The organism is Corallococcus aberystwythensis (genome assembly GCF_003612165.1).
Taxonomy (GTDB): Bacteria; Myxococcota; Myxococcia; order Myxococcales; family Myxococcaceae; genus Corallococcus; species Corallococcus aberystwythensis.
In genome coordinates this window covers 26298-46095 of record NZ_RAWK01000004.1, presented here as the reverse complement: position 1 = coordinate 46095, position 19798 = coordinate 26298, and the positions used below count along the sequence as shown (strand labels likewise).

Below are 19798 nucleotides of genomic sequence, written 5' to 3'. Positions count from 1 at the left end.
AAGCAGAAAGGTTTCATGGGGTGGTTGAAGGGGTTGTTCGCCGCGCTGGATGACGCGGCGAACCCCCGCTCCCTGAGTGGGCTGGCGTCGAGTTCCTCCCGGGTTTCTCACTGGGAGGACCGGCGGGATTGATGAGCACGGGGCTGCTATTAAGTGTCGGCGATTTTTCGACACATGGACGGCCCCCGTGCACGACTTCTCGAGAACCCTTCCCGGCGTCCTGCTGAAGCTTGTCCAAGGGCCTTCCGCCCTCGCGCCGCTCTACACTTTCCTGGGCGAGGACGACGGAGAGCAGACCGTCTGGAGCGCGTCGGACCTGGACGTGCGCGCGCGGCGGATTGCTTCGGCGCTGCGTGAGCAGGGCGCGGTGGGCGAACGCGTGCTGCTGCTGTATCCGCCGGGGCTGGACTACATCGCGGGCTTCTTCGGCTGTCTGTACGCGGGAGCGGTGGCGGTGCCCGCGTATCCGCCGGACCCGATGCGGCTGGAGCGCACCCTGCCCCGGCTGCGCGCCATCATCCAGGACGCCAGGGCGACCGTGGTGCTCACCACGTCGGGCATCCTGGGGCTGTCGGACTTCGTCTTCGAGCAGGCGCCGGACTTCCGCGCGCTGCACTGGATGGCGACGGACACGCTGCCGGAGGGCGGCGAGCGCGACTGGGTGGCGCCAGAGGGCATGGGCGCGGAGTCGCTGGCGTTCCTTCAGTACACGTCCGGGAGCACGGGCACGCCCAAGGGCGTGATGCTCACGCACGGCAACCTGCTGCACAACCTGTCGCTCATCCACGGTGCCTTCGGGGCACGTAGGGACAGCGTGGGCGTCATCTGGCTGCCGCCGTACCACGACATGGGACTCATCGGCGGCATCCTGGAGCCGCTGTACGGCGGGTTCCCGGTGGCGCTCATGTCACCGATGGCCTTCCTCAAGCGGCCCATGGCGTGGCTGGAGGCGGTGTCGCGCTTCGGGGGCACCATCAGCGGAGGGCCGAACTTCGCGTTCGACTTGTGCGTGAAGAAGAGCACGCCGGAGCAGCGGCGGGCGTTGGACTTGAGCCGGTGGGAAGTGGCCTTCTGCGGCGCGGAGCCGATTCGTCCGGAGACGCTGGAGCGCTTCGTGGAGGCCTTCGGCCCGAGCGGCTTCCGGCGCGAGGCCTTCTACCCCTGCTACGGGCTGGCGGAAGGGACGCTCATCGTCTCCGGAGGCGAGAAGGCAGCGCCGCCGGTGTCGGTGACGCTGTCGGGAGAGGCGCTGGAGCGGCACCGCGCGCAGGAAGTGGGCGCGGCGGAGGCTGGAGCGCGGACGTTGGTGGGCTGCGGGCGGACGCTGGCGGAGCAGCGAATCGCCATCGTGGACCCGGAGACGCTGGAGCGGCGTGCGCCCGGTGAGGTGGGCGAAGTCTGGGTGTCCGGGCCGAGCGTGGCCCAGGGGTACTGGGGCCGGGAGGACGCGACGCGCGAGACGTTCCATGCGCGCATCGCGGGTGAGGACGGCGGGCCGTATCTGCGCACGGGTGACTTGGGCTTCCTGCGGCCGGAGGGAGAGCTCTACGTCACCGGGCGGCGCAAGGACCTCATCATCCTGCGGGGAAGGAACCACTACCCGCAGGACCTGGAGGCGACGGTGGAGGGGGCGCACGCGGCGCTGCGGCCGGGTGGCGGCGCGGTGGTTTCGGTGGAGGTGGAGGGCGAGGAGCGCGCGGTGGTGGTGCAGGAGATTGACGTGCGGCGGCTGGGGGACCTGCGCCAGAAGTTCGAGGTGGCGGACGCGGCGGTGGGGGCCATCCGTCAGAAGTTGGCGGAGTCGCACGAGGTGCAGGCGCACGCGGTGGTGCTGATTGAGCCGGGCAGCCTGCCCAAGACGTCCAGCGGCAAGGTGCAGCGGCATGCGTGCCGCGCGGCCTTCCTCGGCGGGACGTTGCAGGAGGTGATGGCGTGGCGGGCGGAGCCGCGAGGTGCTTCGTCCGATGCTCCCCTTCCCTCCGCACCTGGCGCTGCCTTGGATGAATCCGCGAGCAGCGAGCCAGTGGCCCTGGTCGCGAAGCCGGGCGCGGACGCGCTGGTGGCGTGGCTGCGCGACCTCGTGGCCCGGCACATGCGCATGCGCCGCGAGGACATCGACGTCGATGCCCCGGTGACACGCTACGGCCTGGACTCACTGGGCGCGGTGGAACTGGCGCACGAAGTGGGCGCGGGCACCGGGCTGACAGTGCCCATGGAATGGCTGCTCCAGGGCCCCAGCATCACGTCCCTGGCGCAACAGCTGCTCTCGCTTCGGGATGCCGCGAAGCCCGCGTCGAACACGCTCCGTCGCCGGGACGTGGCCGGCGATCGACAGGTGTCCTTCGCGCAGGCGCGGTTGTGGTTCCTGGACCGGTACGCGCCGGGTGACGTGGCGTACAACCTGCCCGCGGCGGTGCGCCTGGAAGGTGAGCTGGATGTTCCCGCGCTGGAGGGCAGCCTCCAGGCGCTCGTGGCGCGCCATGACGCGCTGAGGACTTCGTTCCGGGAAGCGGACGGACAGCCGCTCCAGGTCATCGCGAAGGACGCGGTGCTGCCGCTGGCGCGCGTATCGCTGGAGTCCCTCCCGCTGGAGGCCCGCGAGGCCGAGGCGTCCCGGCTGGCCCATGAAGAGGCCCGCCGCCCGGTCGATCTGGCCCGAGGGCCACTGGTGCGCGCCACATTGCTGACGCTGGACGCGCACACGCACGTGCTGGTGCTCGTCATGCACCACGCCGTGTCGGACGGCACGTCCATGGCCGTGCTGGTGCGTGAGGTGTCCGCCCTCTACGCGGCGCTGCGCGAAGGCCGGCCGTCGCCGCTGCCCGCGCTGCCGTTGACGTACGCCGACCATGCGGAGTGGCAGCGGGAGTGGCTGGACGGAGCCGTGCTGGCGTCGCAACGGGACTACTGGCGCCAGCAGCTCGCGGACGCGCCCCAGCTGCTGGACCTGGTGACGGACCGCCCGCGTCCCGCCGAGCGTGGGACGCAGGGCGCCCGCGTGCCGGTGGTGCTCGATTCGCGGCTGGCCGAAGCGGTACGGACGCTGGCGGTGCGCGAGGGTGTCACCCCCTTCATGGTGCTGCTGGCGGGCTTCCAGGCAGTGCTCGCGCGCCGGTCAGGTCAGGACGACATCAGCGTGGGCACGGCCATCGCGGGCCGGGGCCGCGCGGAGCTCCAGGGGCTCGTCGGCCTCTTCGTCAACACGCTGGTGATGCGCACGCGGCTGTCCGGCGCACCCACGTTCCGCGAGCTGCTGGGCCGCGTGCGCGCCACCGCGATGGGCGCGTACGCGCACCAGGACGTGCCCTTCGAGAAGCTGGTGGAAGCGCTGCGCCCCACTCGCGAGCGCGGGCACACGCCCCTCTTCCAGGTGATGTTCATCCTCCAGGGCGCGCAGGTGGGTGCCCCGGTGTTGCCGGGCCTCCAGTCGCGTCTCGTGGACGTGCACCCCGGCACGGCGATGTTCGACCTGACGCTCTCGCTCTCCGAATCCTCCCAGGGCTTCGAGGGCTGGCTGGAGTACGCCACCGGGCTCTTCGACGCGGACACCGTGGCGCGACTCGCCGGCCACCTGCGCGTGCTGCTGGAGGCCGCCGTCGCGGACCCTTCGCGCCGCGTGGATGATCTGCCGTGGCTGGAGGCCGTGGAGTCGGAGCAGTGGCTCACGCTGTCGCGAGGACCCGGCATCGAGTTCCCGTCGGACGCGACCGTCTCCTCACGCTTCGCGGCGCAGGTGGCCCGCACGCCCGATGCCGTGGCGCTCGTCGCCGGGGAGCACCGGCTGACGTACCGCGAGCTGCGCGCGCGGGTCCGGGCCCTGGCGCACACGCTGCGGCACCGCGGCGTGGGGCCGGAGTCCGTGGTGGGGCTGTGCGTGGACCGGTCGGTGGAGCTGGCCGTGGGGATGCTCGGCATCCTGGAGGCAGGGGCGGCCTACCTGCCGTTGGATCCTGCGTACCCGGCGCGGCGGCTCGCCGCGATGTGGGAGGACTCGGGAGCGAAGGTCCTCGTGACTCCTCGTCACCTGGAGGACGTGCTCTCCGTGCCTTCGGAGCGGCGGCTCTTCCTCGACGACGTGGACCCTTCCGTGGGCGGGGACTTCGTGCGGTCCGCGAGTGACGCGCGGACGCTCGCGTACGTGCTCTACACGTCGGGTTCGACGGGGCGGCCCAAGGGCGTGGGCGTGCCGCACCGGACGGTGATGAACTTCTTCCGCGCGATGGATGCGCACGTCTCGCCGTGCCCGGGCACGTGGCTGGCGATGACGAGCATCTCCTTCGACATCTCCGTGCTGGAGCTGCTCTGGTCCTGGACACGCGGCTTCCAGGTGGTGCTCGCGCCCACGGGCCTGGAGCCCGCCGCGCTCGCGGAGGTGCTGGAGCACCACGCCGTCACCCACTTCCAATGCACGCCGTCCTACGCACGAGCACTCGTGGAGGAGCCTCGCGTCCTGCGCGCGCTGGGAGGGCTGCGCCAGCTGCTCGTGGGCGGAGAGGCGCTTCCGGGCGGCCTTGCCTCGACGCTGCGGGCCCACGTCCCTGTCCTGCTCAACATGTACGGCCCCACCGAAACGACGGTGTGGTCGTCCATGCATCGCGTGGAGACGGACACCCCGGGAACCGTGCCGCTGGGCCGGCCGCTGGCGAACACCGGGCTGTACGTCCTGGACTCGCGACTGCGGCCAGTGCCCGTCGGTGTCCCGGGTGAGTTGTTCATCGGGGGCGAAGGCGTGGTGCGCGGCTATGCGGGCCGGCCGGACCTGACGGCGGAGCGCTTCATTCCGGACGCCTTCCGCGAGGCTCCAGGCGCGCGGATGTACCGCACGGGAGACCGGGCGCGCTGGCTCGCGGACGGGACGCTGGAGTTCCTGGGCCGCATGGACCAGCAGGTGAAGCTGCGCGGTTTTCGCATCGAACCGGGCGAGCTTGAAGCCGCGCTCCGCACGCACCCCGAAGTCCGTGAGGCCGTGGTCGCCCTGCGCGACGAGCGCCTCGTGGCCTACGTCGTCCCGGCCTCCACGGATGCCGGCGCCCTGCGCGAACACCTGCGCTCCCGCCTCCCCGAGTACATGGTGCCCTCGGCCTTCGTCGGCCTGGACACCCTGCCGCTCACCCCCAACGGCAAGGTGGATCGCCGCGCCCTGCCCGACCCGGTCATCACTCCGGCCACCCCCGTGGACGCGGGCCCCCTGACGCCACTCCAGGAGCAGCTGGCCGCGCTGTTCCAGGACGTGCTGCACGTGGAGCACGTGGGCGCGCACGATGACTTCTTCGCGCTCGGTGGGCATTCGCTGCGGGCCACCCAGCTCATCACCCGCGTGGGTGCCCGCTTCGGCGTGGACCTGCCCGTGCGAGCGCTGTTCGACGCGCCCACCGTGGCCCGGCTCGCGGAGCGAATCGAAGCGCTCCCCTCCCGGCATTCCGCCGCCCCCATCCCCACCGTGTCCCGGGGCGGAGCGCTGCCGCTGTCGTTCGCGCAGCAGCGCATGTGGTTCCTCGACCGGCTGGAGCCCGGTCAGGCCCTCTACTCCATCCCGCTGGCCCTGCGGCTCGCCGGGGCCCTGGACGTGGAGGTGCTGCGCCGCGCTTTCGCGGAGGTCGTCCGCCGGCACGAACCGCTGCGCACCACGTTCGAGGAGCGAGACGGTCAGCCGCTCCAGCGCATCCACGCTCCGCCCACGGACTGGCCCCTGCCCGTGGAGTCCGTTCCGGAAGAGGCCACCCTGCGCCAGCGCATGCGGGAGGAGGTGGCACGTCCGTTCGACCTGGGCACCGGCCCGCTGCTGCGTACGCGGCTGCTCCAGTTGTCCGAACAGGAGCACGTGCTGCTCCTGTGCATGCACCACATCGTGTCCGACGGTTGGTCCATGGGCGTGCTCCTCCACGAGGTGGGCACCCTCTACACGGCATTCAGCGAGGACCGTCCGTCGCCGCTTCCGTCGCTGGAGGTGCAGGCCGCCGACTTCGCCGTGTGGCAGCACCAGCAGGGCGAGTCGGAGGAGGCGCGGGCCCACCTGGACGCGCTGCGGGCGTCGCTGAAGGACCTGCCCGCGCTGGCACTGCCCGCCGAGCACGGCCTTCCCACGCCACGGACCTCTCGCGGCGGCAGCCACGTCTTCACGCTGCCGGCCCCGCTGGTGCGCGCGCTGGAGCAGGTGGGGCGCGGCCGGGACGCGACGCTGTTCATGGTGCTGCTGGCCGGATACGAGGCGCTGCTCGCGCGCTACTCCGGGCAGGACGACTTCGCCGTGGGCAGCCCCGTGGCCCACCGCACGCGGCCGGAGCTGGAGCCGCTCATCGGCGTGTTCCTCAACACCCTGGTGCTGCGGGCCCGCGTGGACGGAGCCTCCCGGTTCACGGAGCTGCTGGATCGCGTGCGTGAGTCCGCCCTGTCCGCGTACACGTGGCAGGACGTCCCGTTCGAACGGCTGGTGGAGTCCCTGGCCCCGGAGCGCGGACAGGACCGCGCGTCGCTCTTCCAGGTGATGTTCGCGCTGCACAACGCGCCCGTGCCGCCGCCCGTGCTGCCCGGGGTCCACGGGGAGCTGCTGCCCACCGAAGTCAGCACGTCGCGCTTCGACCTGAGCCTGTCGATGCTGGAGCGGGACGGCGGGCTGGACGGGACGTTGGAGTACAGCCGGGACCTCTTCACGCCGGCCACCGCCGCGCGGCTCGCGGACCACTTCCGCGTGTTGCTGGAGGCCGTGGCGCTCGACGCGACGGTGCCCGTCCACCGCCTGCCGCTGATGGACGCGGCCGAACGCGCCCGCGTGCTGGTGGAGTGGAACAGCACCGGAGTCCTCCCCTTCGCGCAGGACACCCTCCCCCGGCTCTTCGAGGCCCAGGCCCTGCGCGCGCCGGAGGCCGTGGCGGTGGAGCACGAGGGACGGACGCTCACGTACGGAGCGCTGGAGGCGCGCGCGAATCAGCTCGCGCGGCACCTGCTGTCCCTGGGCCTGCGGCCTGAGGGCCGGGTGGGCCTGTGCCTCGAACGCGGCCTGGAACTCGTGGTGGGCATGCTCGGCATCCTCAAGGCCGGCGGCTGCTACGTGCCGTTGGATCCGGCCTATCCGGCGCGGCGCCTGACGTTCATGTGCCAGGACGCGGACCTGTCCGCGATGGTGACGGAACGGCCGCTGCTGTCAGTGCTCCCGGAGCCGTCCTGGCCCACCGTGTGCCTGGACACGGACGCGGAGGCGCTGTCGCGCCAGGACCCGGCCGCGCCCGGCTCTGGGTGGCCGGAGCAGCTGGCATACGTGCTCTACACGTCGGGCTCCACCGGGACGCCGAAGGGTGCGGGCGTGGAGCACCGCTCCATCATCCACCTGGTGCGCGACACGAACTACGTGCGCCTGACGCCGGAGGACCGCGTCGCGCAGGTGTCCACTCCGTCGTTCGACGCGGCCACGTTCGAGATCTGGGGCGCGCTGCTCAACGGCGCCCGGCTGATCATCGTGCCCCGGGACATCACGCTGTCTCCGCCACACCTGGCCCGGAAGCTGCGCGAAGTGGGCGCCACCACCGTGCTGCTCACCACCGCCCTCTTCCACGAAGTGGCGCGCGAGGAGCCCGGAGCGCTGGCGGCCCTCCGCAACGTGTTCTTCGGCGGCGACCGGGCGGATCCCCGCGCGGTGCGCAACGTGCTCGCGGCGGGCCCGCGGGGGCGGCTCGTCAACCTGTACGGCCCCACCGAGGCCACCGTCTGCGCGACCTTCCATGAGGTGGACGCGCTGCCGGCGGAGGCCACCGTGCTCCCCATTGGCCGGCCCGTGGCCCGCGCTCGGCTGTACGTCCTAGATGCGCACGGCGAACCCGTGGCGCCGGGCGTCCCGGGAGAGCTCTTCATCGGCGGCGAGGGCGTGGGGCGCGGCTATCCCCAGCACCCCGAGGCCACCGCCGAACGCTTCATCCCGGACGCCTTCAGCGGCGTGCCGGGCGCGCGGCTGTACCGCACGGGGGACCGGGCCCGGTGGCGGGCGGACGGGACGCTCGACTTCGTGGGCCGCGTGGACGCGCAGGTGAAGGTGCGCGGCTTCCGCATCGAGCCCGGAGAGATTGAAGCCGCGCTGCACGCGCATCCGTCCGTGCGCGAGGCGGTGGTCGTCGTGCGCGAGGACGTGCCCGGAGACCCCAGGCTGGTCGCCTACGTCGTGGGCTCGCCGCTGCTCGAGCCGGCCGTGCTGCGCGCCTTCCTCTCCGAGCGGCTGCCCGCGCACCTGGTGCCCTCCGCCATCGTGACGCTGACCGCGCTGCCGCTGACGCCCGGAGGCAAGCTGGACCGCAAGGCCCTGCCCGCGCCGGAGCAGGCCGCGCCGCTCCCCGCCGTCCCCGAGCGCCTGACGCCCTTCCAGCAGCGGGTCGCCGGTCTCTTCCGCGACGTGCTGCGCGTGGAGCACGTGGGCCTGCACGATGACTTCTTCGCCCTGGGTGGACACTCGCTGCTGGCGACGCAGCTGCTCTCCCGCCTGCGCGCCACGTTCCAGGTGGAGGTGCCCCTGCGGGGCCTGTTCGCCGCGTCCACCGTGGCCCGCGTCACCGACCTGGTGGAGGAACAGCTCCTGTCCAACATCGGAGCGCCGCGCGCATCCGGTCCTCGCCCCGTTCCGCGTGGAGGGACGCTGCCGTTGTCCTTCTCGCAGCAGCGGCTGTGGGTCATGGAGCAGCTCCAGCCCGGTGCCACGCCGTACGTGCTGCTCGGGGCCGTGAGGCTGGAGGGCGCGCTGGACGCGGACGCCCTGCGCCGCGCGCTGGCGCTGCTGGTGGAACGGCATGAGGCCCTGCGCACCACGTTCGCGATGAAGGACGGAGCGCCCGTCCAGCTCATCCACCCCTCCCCTGCGTGGACGCTGCCGGTGACGGACCTGGAGGCGCTGTCCTCCGGCGCCCGCGAGGCGGCCGTGCAACAGCTGGCCTTGGAGGAGGCGGGCCTCCCGTTCGACCTGGGCACGGGGCCCCTGCTGCGCTCGCGGCTGCTGCGGCTGGAACCCGCGCACCACGTGTTGCTGCTGGCCATGCACCACATCGTGTCCGACGGCTGGTCCGTGGGCGTGATGGTGCGCGAGGTGGCGGCGGCCTACGCGGCCTTCGCTTCCGGGACGGCGCCCGCCCTTCCGGCCCTCCCCATCCAGTACGCGGATTTCGCCGCGTGGCAGCGCGGCTGGCTCCAGGGGGACGTGCTCTTCACGGAGCTGGCGTGGTGGAAGCAGCAGCTCGCGGGGGCACCACACGTCCTGGATCTGCCCACGGACCGTCCCCGTCCGGCGGTGCGCTCGCCTCGCGGTGCGCTCCATCCCGTGCATGTGCCCCGGGAATTGGGTGAGCGCCTGGAGGCGTTCGCGCGGCAGGAGGGCGCGACGCCGTTCATGGCGCTGCTGTCCGTGTGGCAGCTGCTGCTGTCGCGCTACAGCCGGCAGGACGACCTGTTGGTGGGGTCGCCCATCGCGGGCCGCAATCAGGGCGACGTGGAGGGACTGGTCGGCTTCTTCGTCAACACGCTGGTGCTGCGGGCCCGCATCGAGCCGGGGCAGCGCTTCCGCGAGCTGCTGGCGCGGACGCGGGACACCACGCTCGCGGCCTACGAGCACCAGGACCTGCCCTTCGAGAAGCTGGTGGAGGAACTCCAGGTGCGGCGCGACCTGGGCCGTACGCCATTGGTGCAGGCCCTCTTCGCGCTCCAGAACGCTCCGGAGGGAACGTTCGACGTGCCGGGCCTGACGATGCGCATGGTGGACGTGGACACCGCCACCGCGCGCATGGACCTGAGCCTGGTGCTCACGCGGACGCCCGACGGCCTGCGGGGCGCCATCGAATACAGCACCGACCTCTTCGAGCGCGACACCGTGGCCCGGATGGCCGGCCACCTGCACGTGCTGCTGGAGGCCGCCGCTTCCAGTCCCGACCTTCCCGTGTCAGCGCTGCCCTGGCTCACGATGGACGAGCGGCGGCAGGTGCTCACCGCGTGGAACGACACCGCGCGGCCCTACCCGTCCGACAGCACCGTCGCGGCGCGGTTCGCGATGCAGGCGGCGCTGCACCCGGACGCCATCGCGGTGGAGTCCGATGACGAGCGCCTGACGTACGCGCAGCTCGATGCGCGGGCCAACCAGCTCGCCCACGTGTTGCGGGCCCGGGGTGTGGGGCCGGACGTGACCGTGGCGCTGTGCCTGGAGCGCTCGGTGGGCTTCGTGGTCACGGTGCTCGGCATCCTCAAGGCGGGCGGCGCGTACGTGCCGCTGGATGCGTCCTATCCCGCGCAGCGGCTGGCCTTCATGCTGGAGGACGCGCGGCCCCACTTGCTGCTCACCACGCGCGAGCTGCACGGACGGCTGCACCCGCCGGACGCGTCACTGCCGTGCCTCTTCGTGGAGGAGCTGTCCGTCGCCTCCCAGCCTGTCACCGCGCCTGAAGTCGACGTGGGCCCGAGGAACCTGGCCTACGTCATCTTCACGTCGGGCAGCGGCGGGCGTCCGAAGGGCGTGGGCATTGAACAGCGGGGCCTGTTGCGGCTCATGCATGCGCAGCCCTATCCGCGCTATGGCGCGCGCGACACGTCGCTCCTCTTCGCGCCCGTCTCCTTCGACGGCTCCGTGCTGGAGCTGTGGATTCCACTGCTGCACGGCGGCCGGCTCGTCATCTTCCCGGCCGGGATTCCCGCGGGCGACATGGACGCGCTCGCGCGGGTGGTGGAGCAGCACGGCGTCACCTTCGCGCACCTGCCCGCCGGCCTCTTCGCGCAGCTGATGGAGCACCGGCCGGACATCCTCGGACGGCTGCGTGAACTGCACGCGGGCGGCGACATCGTCTCCGCGCCCCACGTGCGCAAGGCCGTGGAGTCGCTGGGCGTGGCGTTCACCAACGCCTACGGCCCCACCGAGTGCTCCGTCGTCGCCACCACGTACACGGTGGAGCGGCCGGAACAGGTGGGCACGTCGGTGCCCATTGGTCCGCCGCTGGCGAACACGGCGGTGTACGTGCTGGACGCGGGCCTGCGGCCGGTGCCCGTGGGGGTCCCGGGCGAGCTGTTCCTCGGGGGCGACGGTGTGGCGCGAGGCTACGTGTCGCGCCCGGACCTGACGGCGGAGCGCTTCATCCCGGATGCGCACGGCACGGTGCCGGGCGCGCGGCTGTACCGCACGGGAGACCTGGCCCGGTGGCGCCCGGACGGGGTGCTGGAGTTCCTGGGCCGCGTGGACCACCAGGTGAAGGTGCGGGGCTTCCGCATCGAATTGGCGGAGGTGGAGGCCGCCCTGCGCGACCTGCCCTCCGTGCAGGAGGCCGCCGCGGTGGTGCGCGAGGACGTGCCCGGCGACAAGCGGCTCGTCGCCTACGCGATGCCTCGTGACGGCCAGCCGCTGGACACCGCGTCGCTGCGCGCGGGCCTGCGGCAGCGGCTGCCGGAGTACATGGTGCCGTCGGTGTTCGTGATGCTGCCCGCCCTGCCCCTGAATCCCAGCGGCAAGGTGGACCGCAAGGCCCTGCCCGCGCCGGACGCGGAGACGACCGGCCGCCAGGGCCGCTTCGTGGAGCCCACCCATCCGCTGGAACAGCGGATCGCGCCCGTGTGGGCCCGCGAGCTGGGCACCGGCCGCGTGGGCGTGCATGACCACCTCTTCGACGACCTGGGCGGTACGTCGCTGTCCGTCGTGCGCATCGCCGCGCGCCTGCGCGAGGAGCTCCAGCGCGACGTGCCCGTGGTGTGGCTGTTCGAACACCCCACCGTGCACGAATTCGTCCAGCGCCTGGAGCGCGAGTCGCAAGGCGCCCCCGCGCCCGTGCAGCGTCCCCGCGAGGCGCCGGAGGCCGCGGCGTCCCAGTCCATCGCCATCATCGGCATGGCGGGCCGCTTCCCCGGGGCGATGTCGGTCGCCGAGTTCTGGGACAACCTGCGTGGAGGCGTGGAGTCCATCTCCCGCTTCACGCCGGAGCAGCTGGAGCGGCTGCCCGGCCTGCCCGAGGGACTGGAGCTGTCGCAGCATCCAGCGTTCGTCCCGGCGGGCGGCGTGCTCGACGGCGTGGACCGCTTCGACCCCTCCTTCTTCGACATGTCCCTGCGCGAGGCGCAGTTCACGGATCCGCAGCAGCGGTTGTTCCTCCAGACAGCGTGGGCGGCGCTGGAGGATGCGGGCGTGGATCCGGACCGCGCGCCCGGGGCCATCTCGCTGTACGCGGGAGCCGCCGAGAGTGGCTACATGGACGCCGTGCGGCAGGCGATGCCGCTGGACGCCGCGTCCTTCATGGAACTGCACGGCACCGCCACGCATGAGAGCCTGCCGACGAAGACGTCCTTCAAGCTGGGACTGACCGGTGAGAGCACGCTCGTGTACACGGCGTGCTCCACGGGTCTGGTGGCGGTGCACCTGGCCTGCCAGAGCCTCCAGATGGGGCGCTCCGACGTGGCGATCGCGGGCGCCACGCGCCTGTCGGTGCCGCAGCGCACGGGCTACGTGTACCAGGACGGGATGGTCTTCTCGCCGGACGGGCACTGCCGCGCGTTCGACGCGAAGGCGCAGGGCACGCTCGCGGGCAACGGCGTGGGCGCGGTGGTGCTCAAGCGCCTGGAGGACGCGGTGCGGGATGGCGATGCCATCTACGCGGTCATCCGAGGGTCGGCCCTGAACAACGACGGCCGGCACAAGTCCGGCTTCACCGCGCCCAGTGTGCAGGGACAGGCGGCCGTCGTCTCCCAGGCCCTGGCCAACTCAGGCGTGGCCCCGGAGGCCATCGGCTACGTGGAGGCCCACGGCACCGCGACGCCGCTGGGCGACCCGATTGAAGTGACGGCGCTCACGCGAGCGTACGGACTGGGCGCGGAGCACCGGGGGCGCATCGCGCTGGCGTCGCTGAAGACGAACGTGGGCCACCTGGACACGGTGGCGGGCATCGCGGGCTTGATGAAGGCCGCGCTGTCGCTGCATCACGGAGAGATTCCCCCCAGCCTCCACTTCGAGCGGCCCAATCCGGCCATCGACTTCGACGCCGGGCCGTTCTTCGTCAACACCACCTTGCGGCCGTGGCCTCGGGGGGAGACGCCCCGCTTCGCCGCGGTCAGCTCGTTCGGCATCGGGGGCACCAATGCCCACGCTGTCCTTGAAGAAGCCCCCGTCCGGTGGAGCGGTTCCACTTCGCGCTCGCACCAGCTCGTCCTGCTGTCCGCGCGCACGCCGGAGGCCTTGGAGGCGGCGTCTCGGCGGCTCGACGCGCATGTCCGGGAGGGCGTGGAGGCACAGGCGCTGGCGGACCTGGCCTTCACCCACGCCGTGGGCCGCAAGGTCTTCGAGTTCCGCCGTGCGCTGGTGGTGAAGGACGCGGAGGACCTGTCTCGGCAGCTCCAGAAGCAGGCGGCGGTGAAGGGCTCGAACCGGGCGCCGCGCGTGGCGTTCGTGTTCTCCGGCCAGGGAGCGCAGCAGGTGGCCATGGGGCGCGAGCTGGCGGAGGCGTCGCCCCGGTTCCGTGAGCACCTGGAGGCGTGCCTCGCGCTGTTGGATGCGTCGCTGCGTGCGCGGGTGTCGGGGCTGCTGTCGCCCTCGACTGGTGCGGAAGCGGAGGCGCAGGCGAGCCTGGCGGACACGCGCGTGGCGCTGCCAGCTCTGTTCAGCGTGCAGGTGTCGCTGGCGGGCATGTGGCGTGACCTGGGGGTGACGCCGCACGCGGTGCTGGGCCACAGCTTCGGCGAATACGCGGCGGCCTGTGTCGCGGGCGCGCTGTCGCTGGAGGACGCGATGCGGCTCGCGGTGGTGCGTGGGGAGCTGATGCACCGCATGCCGCCGGGCGCGATGCTCGCGGTGGCGCTGCCCTGGGACCGGGTCCAGCCGCTCCTGACGGACCGGCTGTCGCTGGCGGCCATCAACGCTCCGGACCGCTGCGTCGTGTCCGGTCCGGTGGAGGACGTGGCGCGGTTGGAAGCGGAGCTGCGGAACCACAAGGCGGGCTTTGTGCGGATGCCCGCGCCGCATGCGTTCCACTCGGCGGATGTGGAGCCGCTGGTGCCGGAGCTGGCGCGCGTGGTGGCGTCGCTGCGCCATGCGGAGCCGGCGGTGCGGTACGTGTCCAGCTTGACGGGAACGTTCGCCCGGCCCGGGCAGCTGGCGGAGCCGCGTTATTGGACGGACCAGATGCGCCAGCCCGTGCGCTTCACCGACGCGGTGGGCGCGCTGCTGGAAGAGGGCTGCGGGGTGCTGCTGGAGGTGGGGCCCGGTCAGGACCTGACGCCGCTGGTGCGCGCGAACCTGGGCCAGGACGGAGGCCGCGTCCGTGCGCTGGCGTCGCTGCGCCAGAGCGGGACGACGACGGAGCAGATGGCCTGGCTCCAAGCCGTGGGCGAGCTGTGGACCGCCGGCGTCACCGTGGACTGGAGCGCGTTCTACGCGCATGAGCAGCGCCTGCGGCTGCACCTGCCGACGTATGCGTTCCAGGAGAAGACCGTCTGGGTGGAGCCGCGCCCGCGCGCCCTGCCCGCCCAGCTCCAGTCTCCGGGTTCGACCGCCGTTCCGGCGCCGCAGGTACCGGCCCTGGATGTGGGGCTGAAGCCGTCCGCTGTTCTTGGGCCACAGGCGCCCGCCTCGTTCATGGCATCGACGTTGCCGTCCATCGTGGCACCGCAGGCGTCCGCCCCGTTCACGGCGTCGGAGTCGTCCGCCAACGTGGCACCGACTGAACCCACCTGGTTCATGGCGCCGGAGCCGTCCGCCGTCGCGGGACCTCATGCGCCCGCATCATTCATGGGGCAAACGTTGTCCGCCGGTGTGGCACCGGTGGTGGCCGCTTCGTTCGTCGCGACAGCGCCGTCAGCAGTCCTGGCCGCACTACCGGTGTCCGCCGGCCCCGAAGCCAACGTCCCATCCGCCGCGCGTCCCTTGATGCCGGGGCTCACCGCGCACACGGCCTCCGCCCCTGTCGCCCCTGCTCCTGTTCCCGCGGGCCGTGAGGACGCGCCGCGCGGTGACATCGAGGAACGGGTGGCCGCGCTGTGGCGCGAACGCCTGGGCCTGGACTTCGTCGGCCGCGAGGACAACTTCCTGGAGATCGGCGGCAACTCGCTGACGGCCGCCCAGCTCCTCAACCAGGTGCGCGACACGTTCGGCGTGCAGTTGCCGCTCGCCGCGCTCTTCGAGGCCCCCACCGTCGCGGGCATCGCCCTGCGCGTGGAGCCGCTCCTTCGCCAGGCTCCCCAGACCCGCGTGTCCGCGGAGCTTCCCCTGGTGCCTCGCGCACGCACGAGCGAGCTGCCCCTGTCCTTCGTGCAGGAGCGCGTCTGGCGCCTGGAGCAGCACCTGCCCGGCCTGTCCGCGTACAACATCCCGTTCGTACTGCGGCTCGAAGGCGACGTGGACGCCGACGTGCTGGAGCGTGGCATCCAGGAGATCGTCCAGCGGCACGAAGCCCTGCGCACCACCTACGACGCCGTGGATGGCCGCCCCGTGCAGCGCTTCCACTCGCACGTGCGCATCCCGCTCACGCGCCTGGAGCTGCGCGGCCCGATGGAGACGCGCGAGCCCGAGGCCCTGCGCATCGCCCGCGAGGACGCGGCGAAGCCGTTCGACCTCGTCCACGGCCCCGTGCTGCGCACCACGCTCGTCCGCCTGGACACGAAGCTGCACCTGCTGGTGGCCTGCATCCACCACATCGTCTGCGACACGCTCTCCGTCGCCCTCTTCGTCCAGGAGCTGGGTCAGCTCTACGACGCCTTCCTCCAGGGCCGTCCGTCCCCCCTGCCCCCGCTGCCGCTCCAGTACGCGGACTTCGGCGCGTGGCAGCGGGAGTCCATCGCCGGCTCGCACCTGGCCGAACAGGACCAGGGGTGGCGCCAGCGCCTGGCCGCCATGCCCCGGCAGCTGGACCTGCCCACCGACCGCCCCCGGCCGAAGGACTGCCCGCTCACCTCCGCGCGCCTGACGGTGGACTTCCCGCCCGCGCTCGCCCGGGAGCTCTCCGCGTTCGCGAAGCGCGAGGGCTTCACCGGATACATGCTCGTGCTCGCGGCGTGGCAGACGCTGTTGCACCGCTACAGCGGTCAGGCGGACCTCATCGTCGGCACGCCCATCGCCAACCGCACGCGGCCGGAGCTGTTCCCGCTCATCGGCTACGTGGCGCACTCGGCCGCGTTCCGCACCCGCTTCGCCGGGGACCCGACCTTCCGCGACATGCTCGTCCAGGTGCGCGACGAGGTGGCGGACGCCCAGTCGCGTCCGGACGTGCCCTTCGAATACCTGGTGGAAGCGCTCGTTCCCGGCAAGGACATTGGCCGGGGGCGCATGGCCGACTCTGTCTTCGTCTTCCACTCCGGCGCGGGCGCGGGCGCGATGTCGCTGGAGCTCACCGGCATGCGCGGATCGCTGGTGGAGGTGCCGGGCACGCCCGTGCAGTGGGGCGCCACGCTGGCGGACCTGACGCTCCTGCTCTCCGAGTCCCCCGGCCGCGTGCACGGCGCGCTGGAGTACGCGACGGAGCTCTTCGACGCGAGCACCGTGAAGCGGCTGGTGGAACACCTCCAGGTGCTGCTGTCCGCGGCCCTGGCCCATCCCGACACGCAGGTCTCCCGCCTGCCCCTGTCCACGGAGGCCGAGCGCCGCGCGTGGCCGAAGCCGCGCACCGTGTCCGGCTACACGTCCGTGCCCGCGCTGCTCGCGGACCGGCGCGTTCGTCAGGCGGACGCCATCGCCGTGTCGCGAGGGGATGCGCACTGGACGTGGGCCCGGCTGGGCGCGGGGGCAAAGGCCCTGGCCGCGAGGCTGAAGGCCCTGGGCGTGAAGGACGGAACGCCCGTGGCCGTGAGCCTGCGCGCGTCGCCGGAGAAGCTGATCGCGCTGTGGGCCGTGCTGGAGGCCGGTGGCGCGGGCGTCGCGCTGGGCCCCGCGGACCTGGGCGGCCTGCCGCTCTACGCGCCCGAGGGCGCCCGCGTGCCGGTGCTCGTCACCTCGCGCGACCTCGTCACCTCCGTGCGCCTGGACGCTTCGCGCGTGGTGTACGTGGAGGAGGCCCTGGCGTCAGAAGCCCCTGCTGACACCGCGTGGGCCGAGGCCGGTCCCGGCGACGGCCTGGCGTGGTTGCTGCCCGTGGGCGCGGGACAGCCCGCGTGGGCGTTGGGCCACCGGGAGCTGGCGGAGTTCTTCACCGGTCTGGACGCGCGCCTGTCCCCTCCGGACAGCGGAGCGTGGCTGGCCGCGGGTGAGGCCTCGCCGGACCGTCCGGACCTGGAGGCGCTGTGGGCGCTGACGCGTGGACTTCGCGTCGTGTTCCCGCCGGAGCAGGTCTCCGCGCGGCTGGTGCGTCTGCACGGCGGTGGGCCTCGCGCGAAGGCGATGGACCTGAGCCTTATCTACTTCGCCAACGACGAGGACTCGCTGTCCGGGCCGAAGTACGAGCTCCTGATGGAGGGCGCGAAGTTCGCGGACGCGAACGGCTTCTCCGCGGTGTGGACGCCGGAGCGGCACTTCCATTCCTTCGGCGGTCTGTACCCGCAGCCCGCGGTGGTCGCCGCCGCGCTCGCGGCCGTCACGAAGCACCTGCACCTGCGCTCTGGCAGCGTGGTGCTGCCGCTGCATGATCCGCTGCTCATCGCGGAGCAGTGGTCCGTGGTGGACAACCTGTCGCAGGGCCGCGTGGGCCTGTCGGTGGCCACGGGCTGGCACGTGCACGACTTCACCTTCGCGCCGGGCAACTTCGAGAACCGGCGCGACATCCTCCTGTCGCACCTGAAGACGCTGCGGGCGCTGTGGCGCGGCGAGCGCATGACGCGGCCCGCGGGCGCTGGCGCGACGGTGGAGGTGGCGCTGCGACCGAAGCCCGTCCAGAAGGAGCTGCCGGTGTGGCTCACCGCCACGGTGAACCCGGAGACCTTCCGCATGGCGGGTGAGCTGGGCGCGGGCGTGCTCACGGGCCTGCTGTCGCACTCGTTGGAGGAGCTGAAGCAGAAGGTGGCGCTGTACCGCGAGGCCTGGCGCCGCAACGGACACCCGGGGCGCGGACACATCACGTGCATGCTGCACACGTTCCTGGGGGACGACGAACAGGAGGTGCTGCGCACGGTGCGCCAGCCGCTGCTCGGCTACTTCCGGAGCTCGGCGGACATCGTCACATCGCTGCTGATGGCGCAGGGCTATCAGGGGGAGATCAGCAAGCTGTCCCCCGAGGACATCAACGCGCTCCTGGAGCGCACCTTCGAGCACCACGCGAAGACGACGGGCCTCATCGGCACGGTGGACAGCGGCCTCAATCGCCTGCGCGAGGTGCGCGAGGCGGACGTGGACGAGGTTGCGGCCCTCATCGACTTCGGCCTGGAGACCCCGGTGGTGCTGGAGGGCCTGCGCCGGCTGGCCACGGTGCGCGAGCGGATGGAGGCGGAAGGCGCCGCCCGCGAGGAGCAGGTGCTGGTGGAGGGCGGCCAGGGTGTGGAGGAGATGCTCGCGCTGGCGCGTCAGTCCGGCGCGGTGTTGATGCACGCCTCGGCCCGGCTCGCGCGCACGCTGGCGGACGTGCCCGGCTCGCGCGAGTCGCTGGGCACGGTGGGTGCGCTGGTGTTGGAAGGCGCGTCGGCGGAGCTGGCCTCGGCGCTGCACCGCGCCGCGGGCGTGGAGGTGCTCCTGTCCGGAGCGGCGGGCGAAGGCGCGCTGCTGCCGAGCATCCCAGGGGAGCGAGTCCCGGCGCAGCTCCAGACGTGGGTGCTGGACACGGCGGGACAGCCCGTGCCCGCGGGCGTGGTGGGAGAGCTGGCGCTGGCCGGCGCCGGGCTTCCCGCGAGCCTGTGGAAGGCGGGAGCCGAGGAGCGTCCGCGCCTGGTCCCGCATCCGGTGGAGCCCTCGGCGCGGCTGTACCGCACCGGGCGCTACGCGCGGCTGCGCGCGGATGGACGGGTGGAGCCGGTGACGCAGCGGCTCCCGCCTCCTCCTCCCGTGGCGCGTCCGCGCACGGAGGCGCCGCGCCCCGCAGCAGTGGTTGCCCCCATCGTCGCCGCCACTCCCAGCGGGCCGCCGCCCATCCCGTTGGCGCGCAGGGACCGGCCCCTGCCGCTGTCCTTCGCGCAGCAGCGCCTGTGGTACCTCCAGCAGCTGGAGCCCGGGAGCGGCGCGTACAACAACGCCTCCACCTTCCGGCTCACTGGCGAGCTGGACGTCGCGGCGCTCCAGGCCGCGTTGGACGCCCTGGTGGCCCGTCACGAAGTGCTCCGCACCACGTACGCGCTGGAGGGGGACGCCGCCGTGCAGCGCATCCACCCGGCGCGGGGTCTGCCCCTGCCGCTGATGGACGTGCCCGGGGACTCGCCCGAGGCCCGTGAGGTGGAGTTGCTCCGGCTGTGCCAGGACCAGGCGCGCGTGCCGTTCGATCTGGAGCAGGACGTGATCCGCGCGCGGCTGCTGCGCCTGGAGCCCCGGGTGCACGTGCTGTCGCTGGTGCTCCACCATGCGGTGTCCGATGCGTGGTGCAACATGGTGGTCGCCCGCGAGCTGACGGGCTTCTACGCGGCGTTCACGCAAGGGCAGCCTTCGCCGCTGCCGGAGCTGCCGGTGCAGTACGCGGACTACGCCGTGTGGCAGCGCGACTGGCTGGCCGGCGGCGTGATGGAGACGCAGCTCGCGTGGTGGAAGCAGCACCTGGCCGGGGCGCCGGTGTTGGAGCTGCCCACGGACCGGCCGCGTCCCTCCGTCCAGTCCTTCGCGGGAGCGCAGCACCGCTTCGCGTTCCCGGCGGACGTGTCCGCGCCGTTGCTGGCGCTGGGCCGCAAGCACGGCGCCACGTCGTTCATGGTGATGATGTCGCTCTTCCAGACGCTGCTGGCGCGCTACTCGGGCCAGGAGGACTTCGTG

General features: G+C 72.5%; 1 protein-coding gene (running past one end of the window). It reads left to right on the top strand.

Annotated elements, in window-relative coordinates:
* The first annotated feature begins 187 nt into the window (after positions 1-187).
* Positions 188-19798: the 5' portion of a non-ribosomal peptide synthase/polyketide synthase gene (locus tag D7W81_RS01295; RefSeq protein ID WP_120553468.1), read on the top strand. It continues 14181 nt past the right edge of the window; 19611 of the gene's 33792 nt are visible here — the first part of the coding sequence; it begins with the start codon at positions 188-190; its stop codon lies off the right edge, out of view.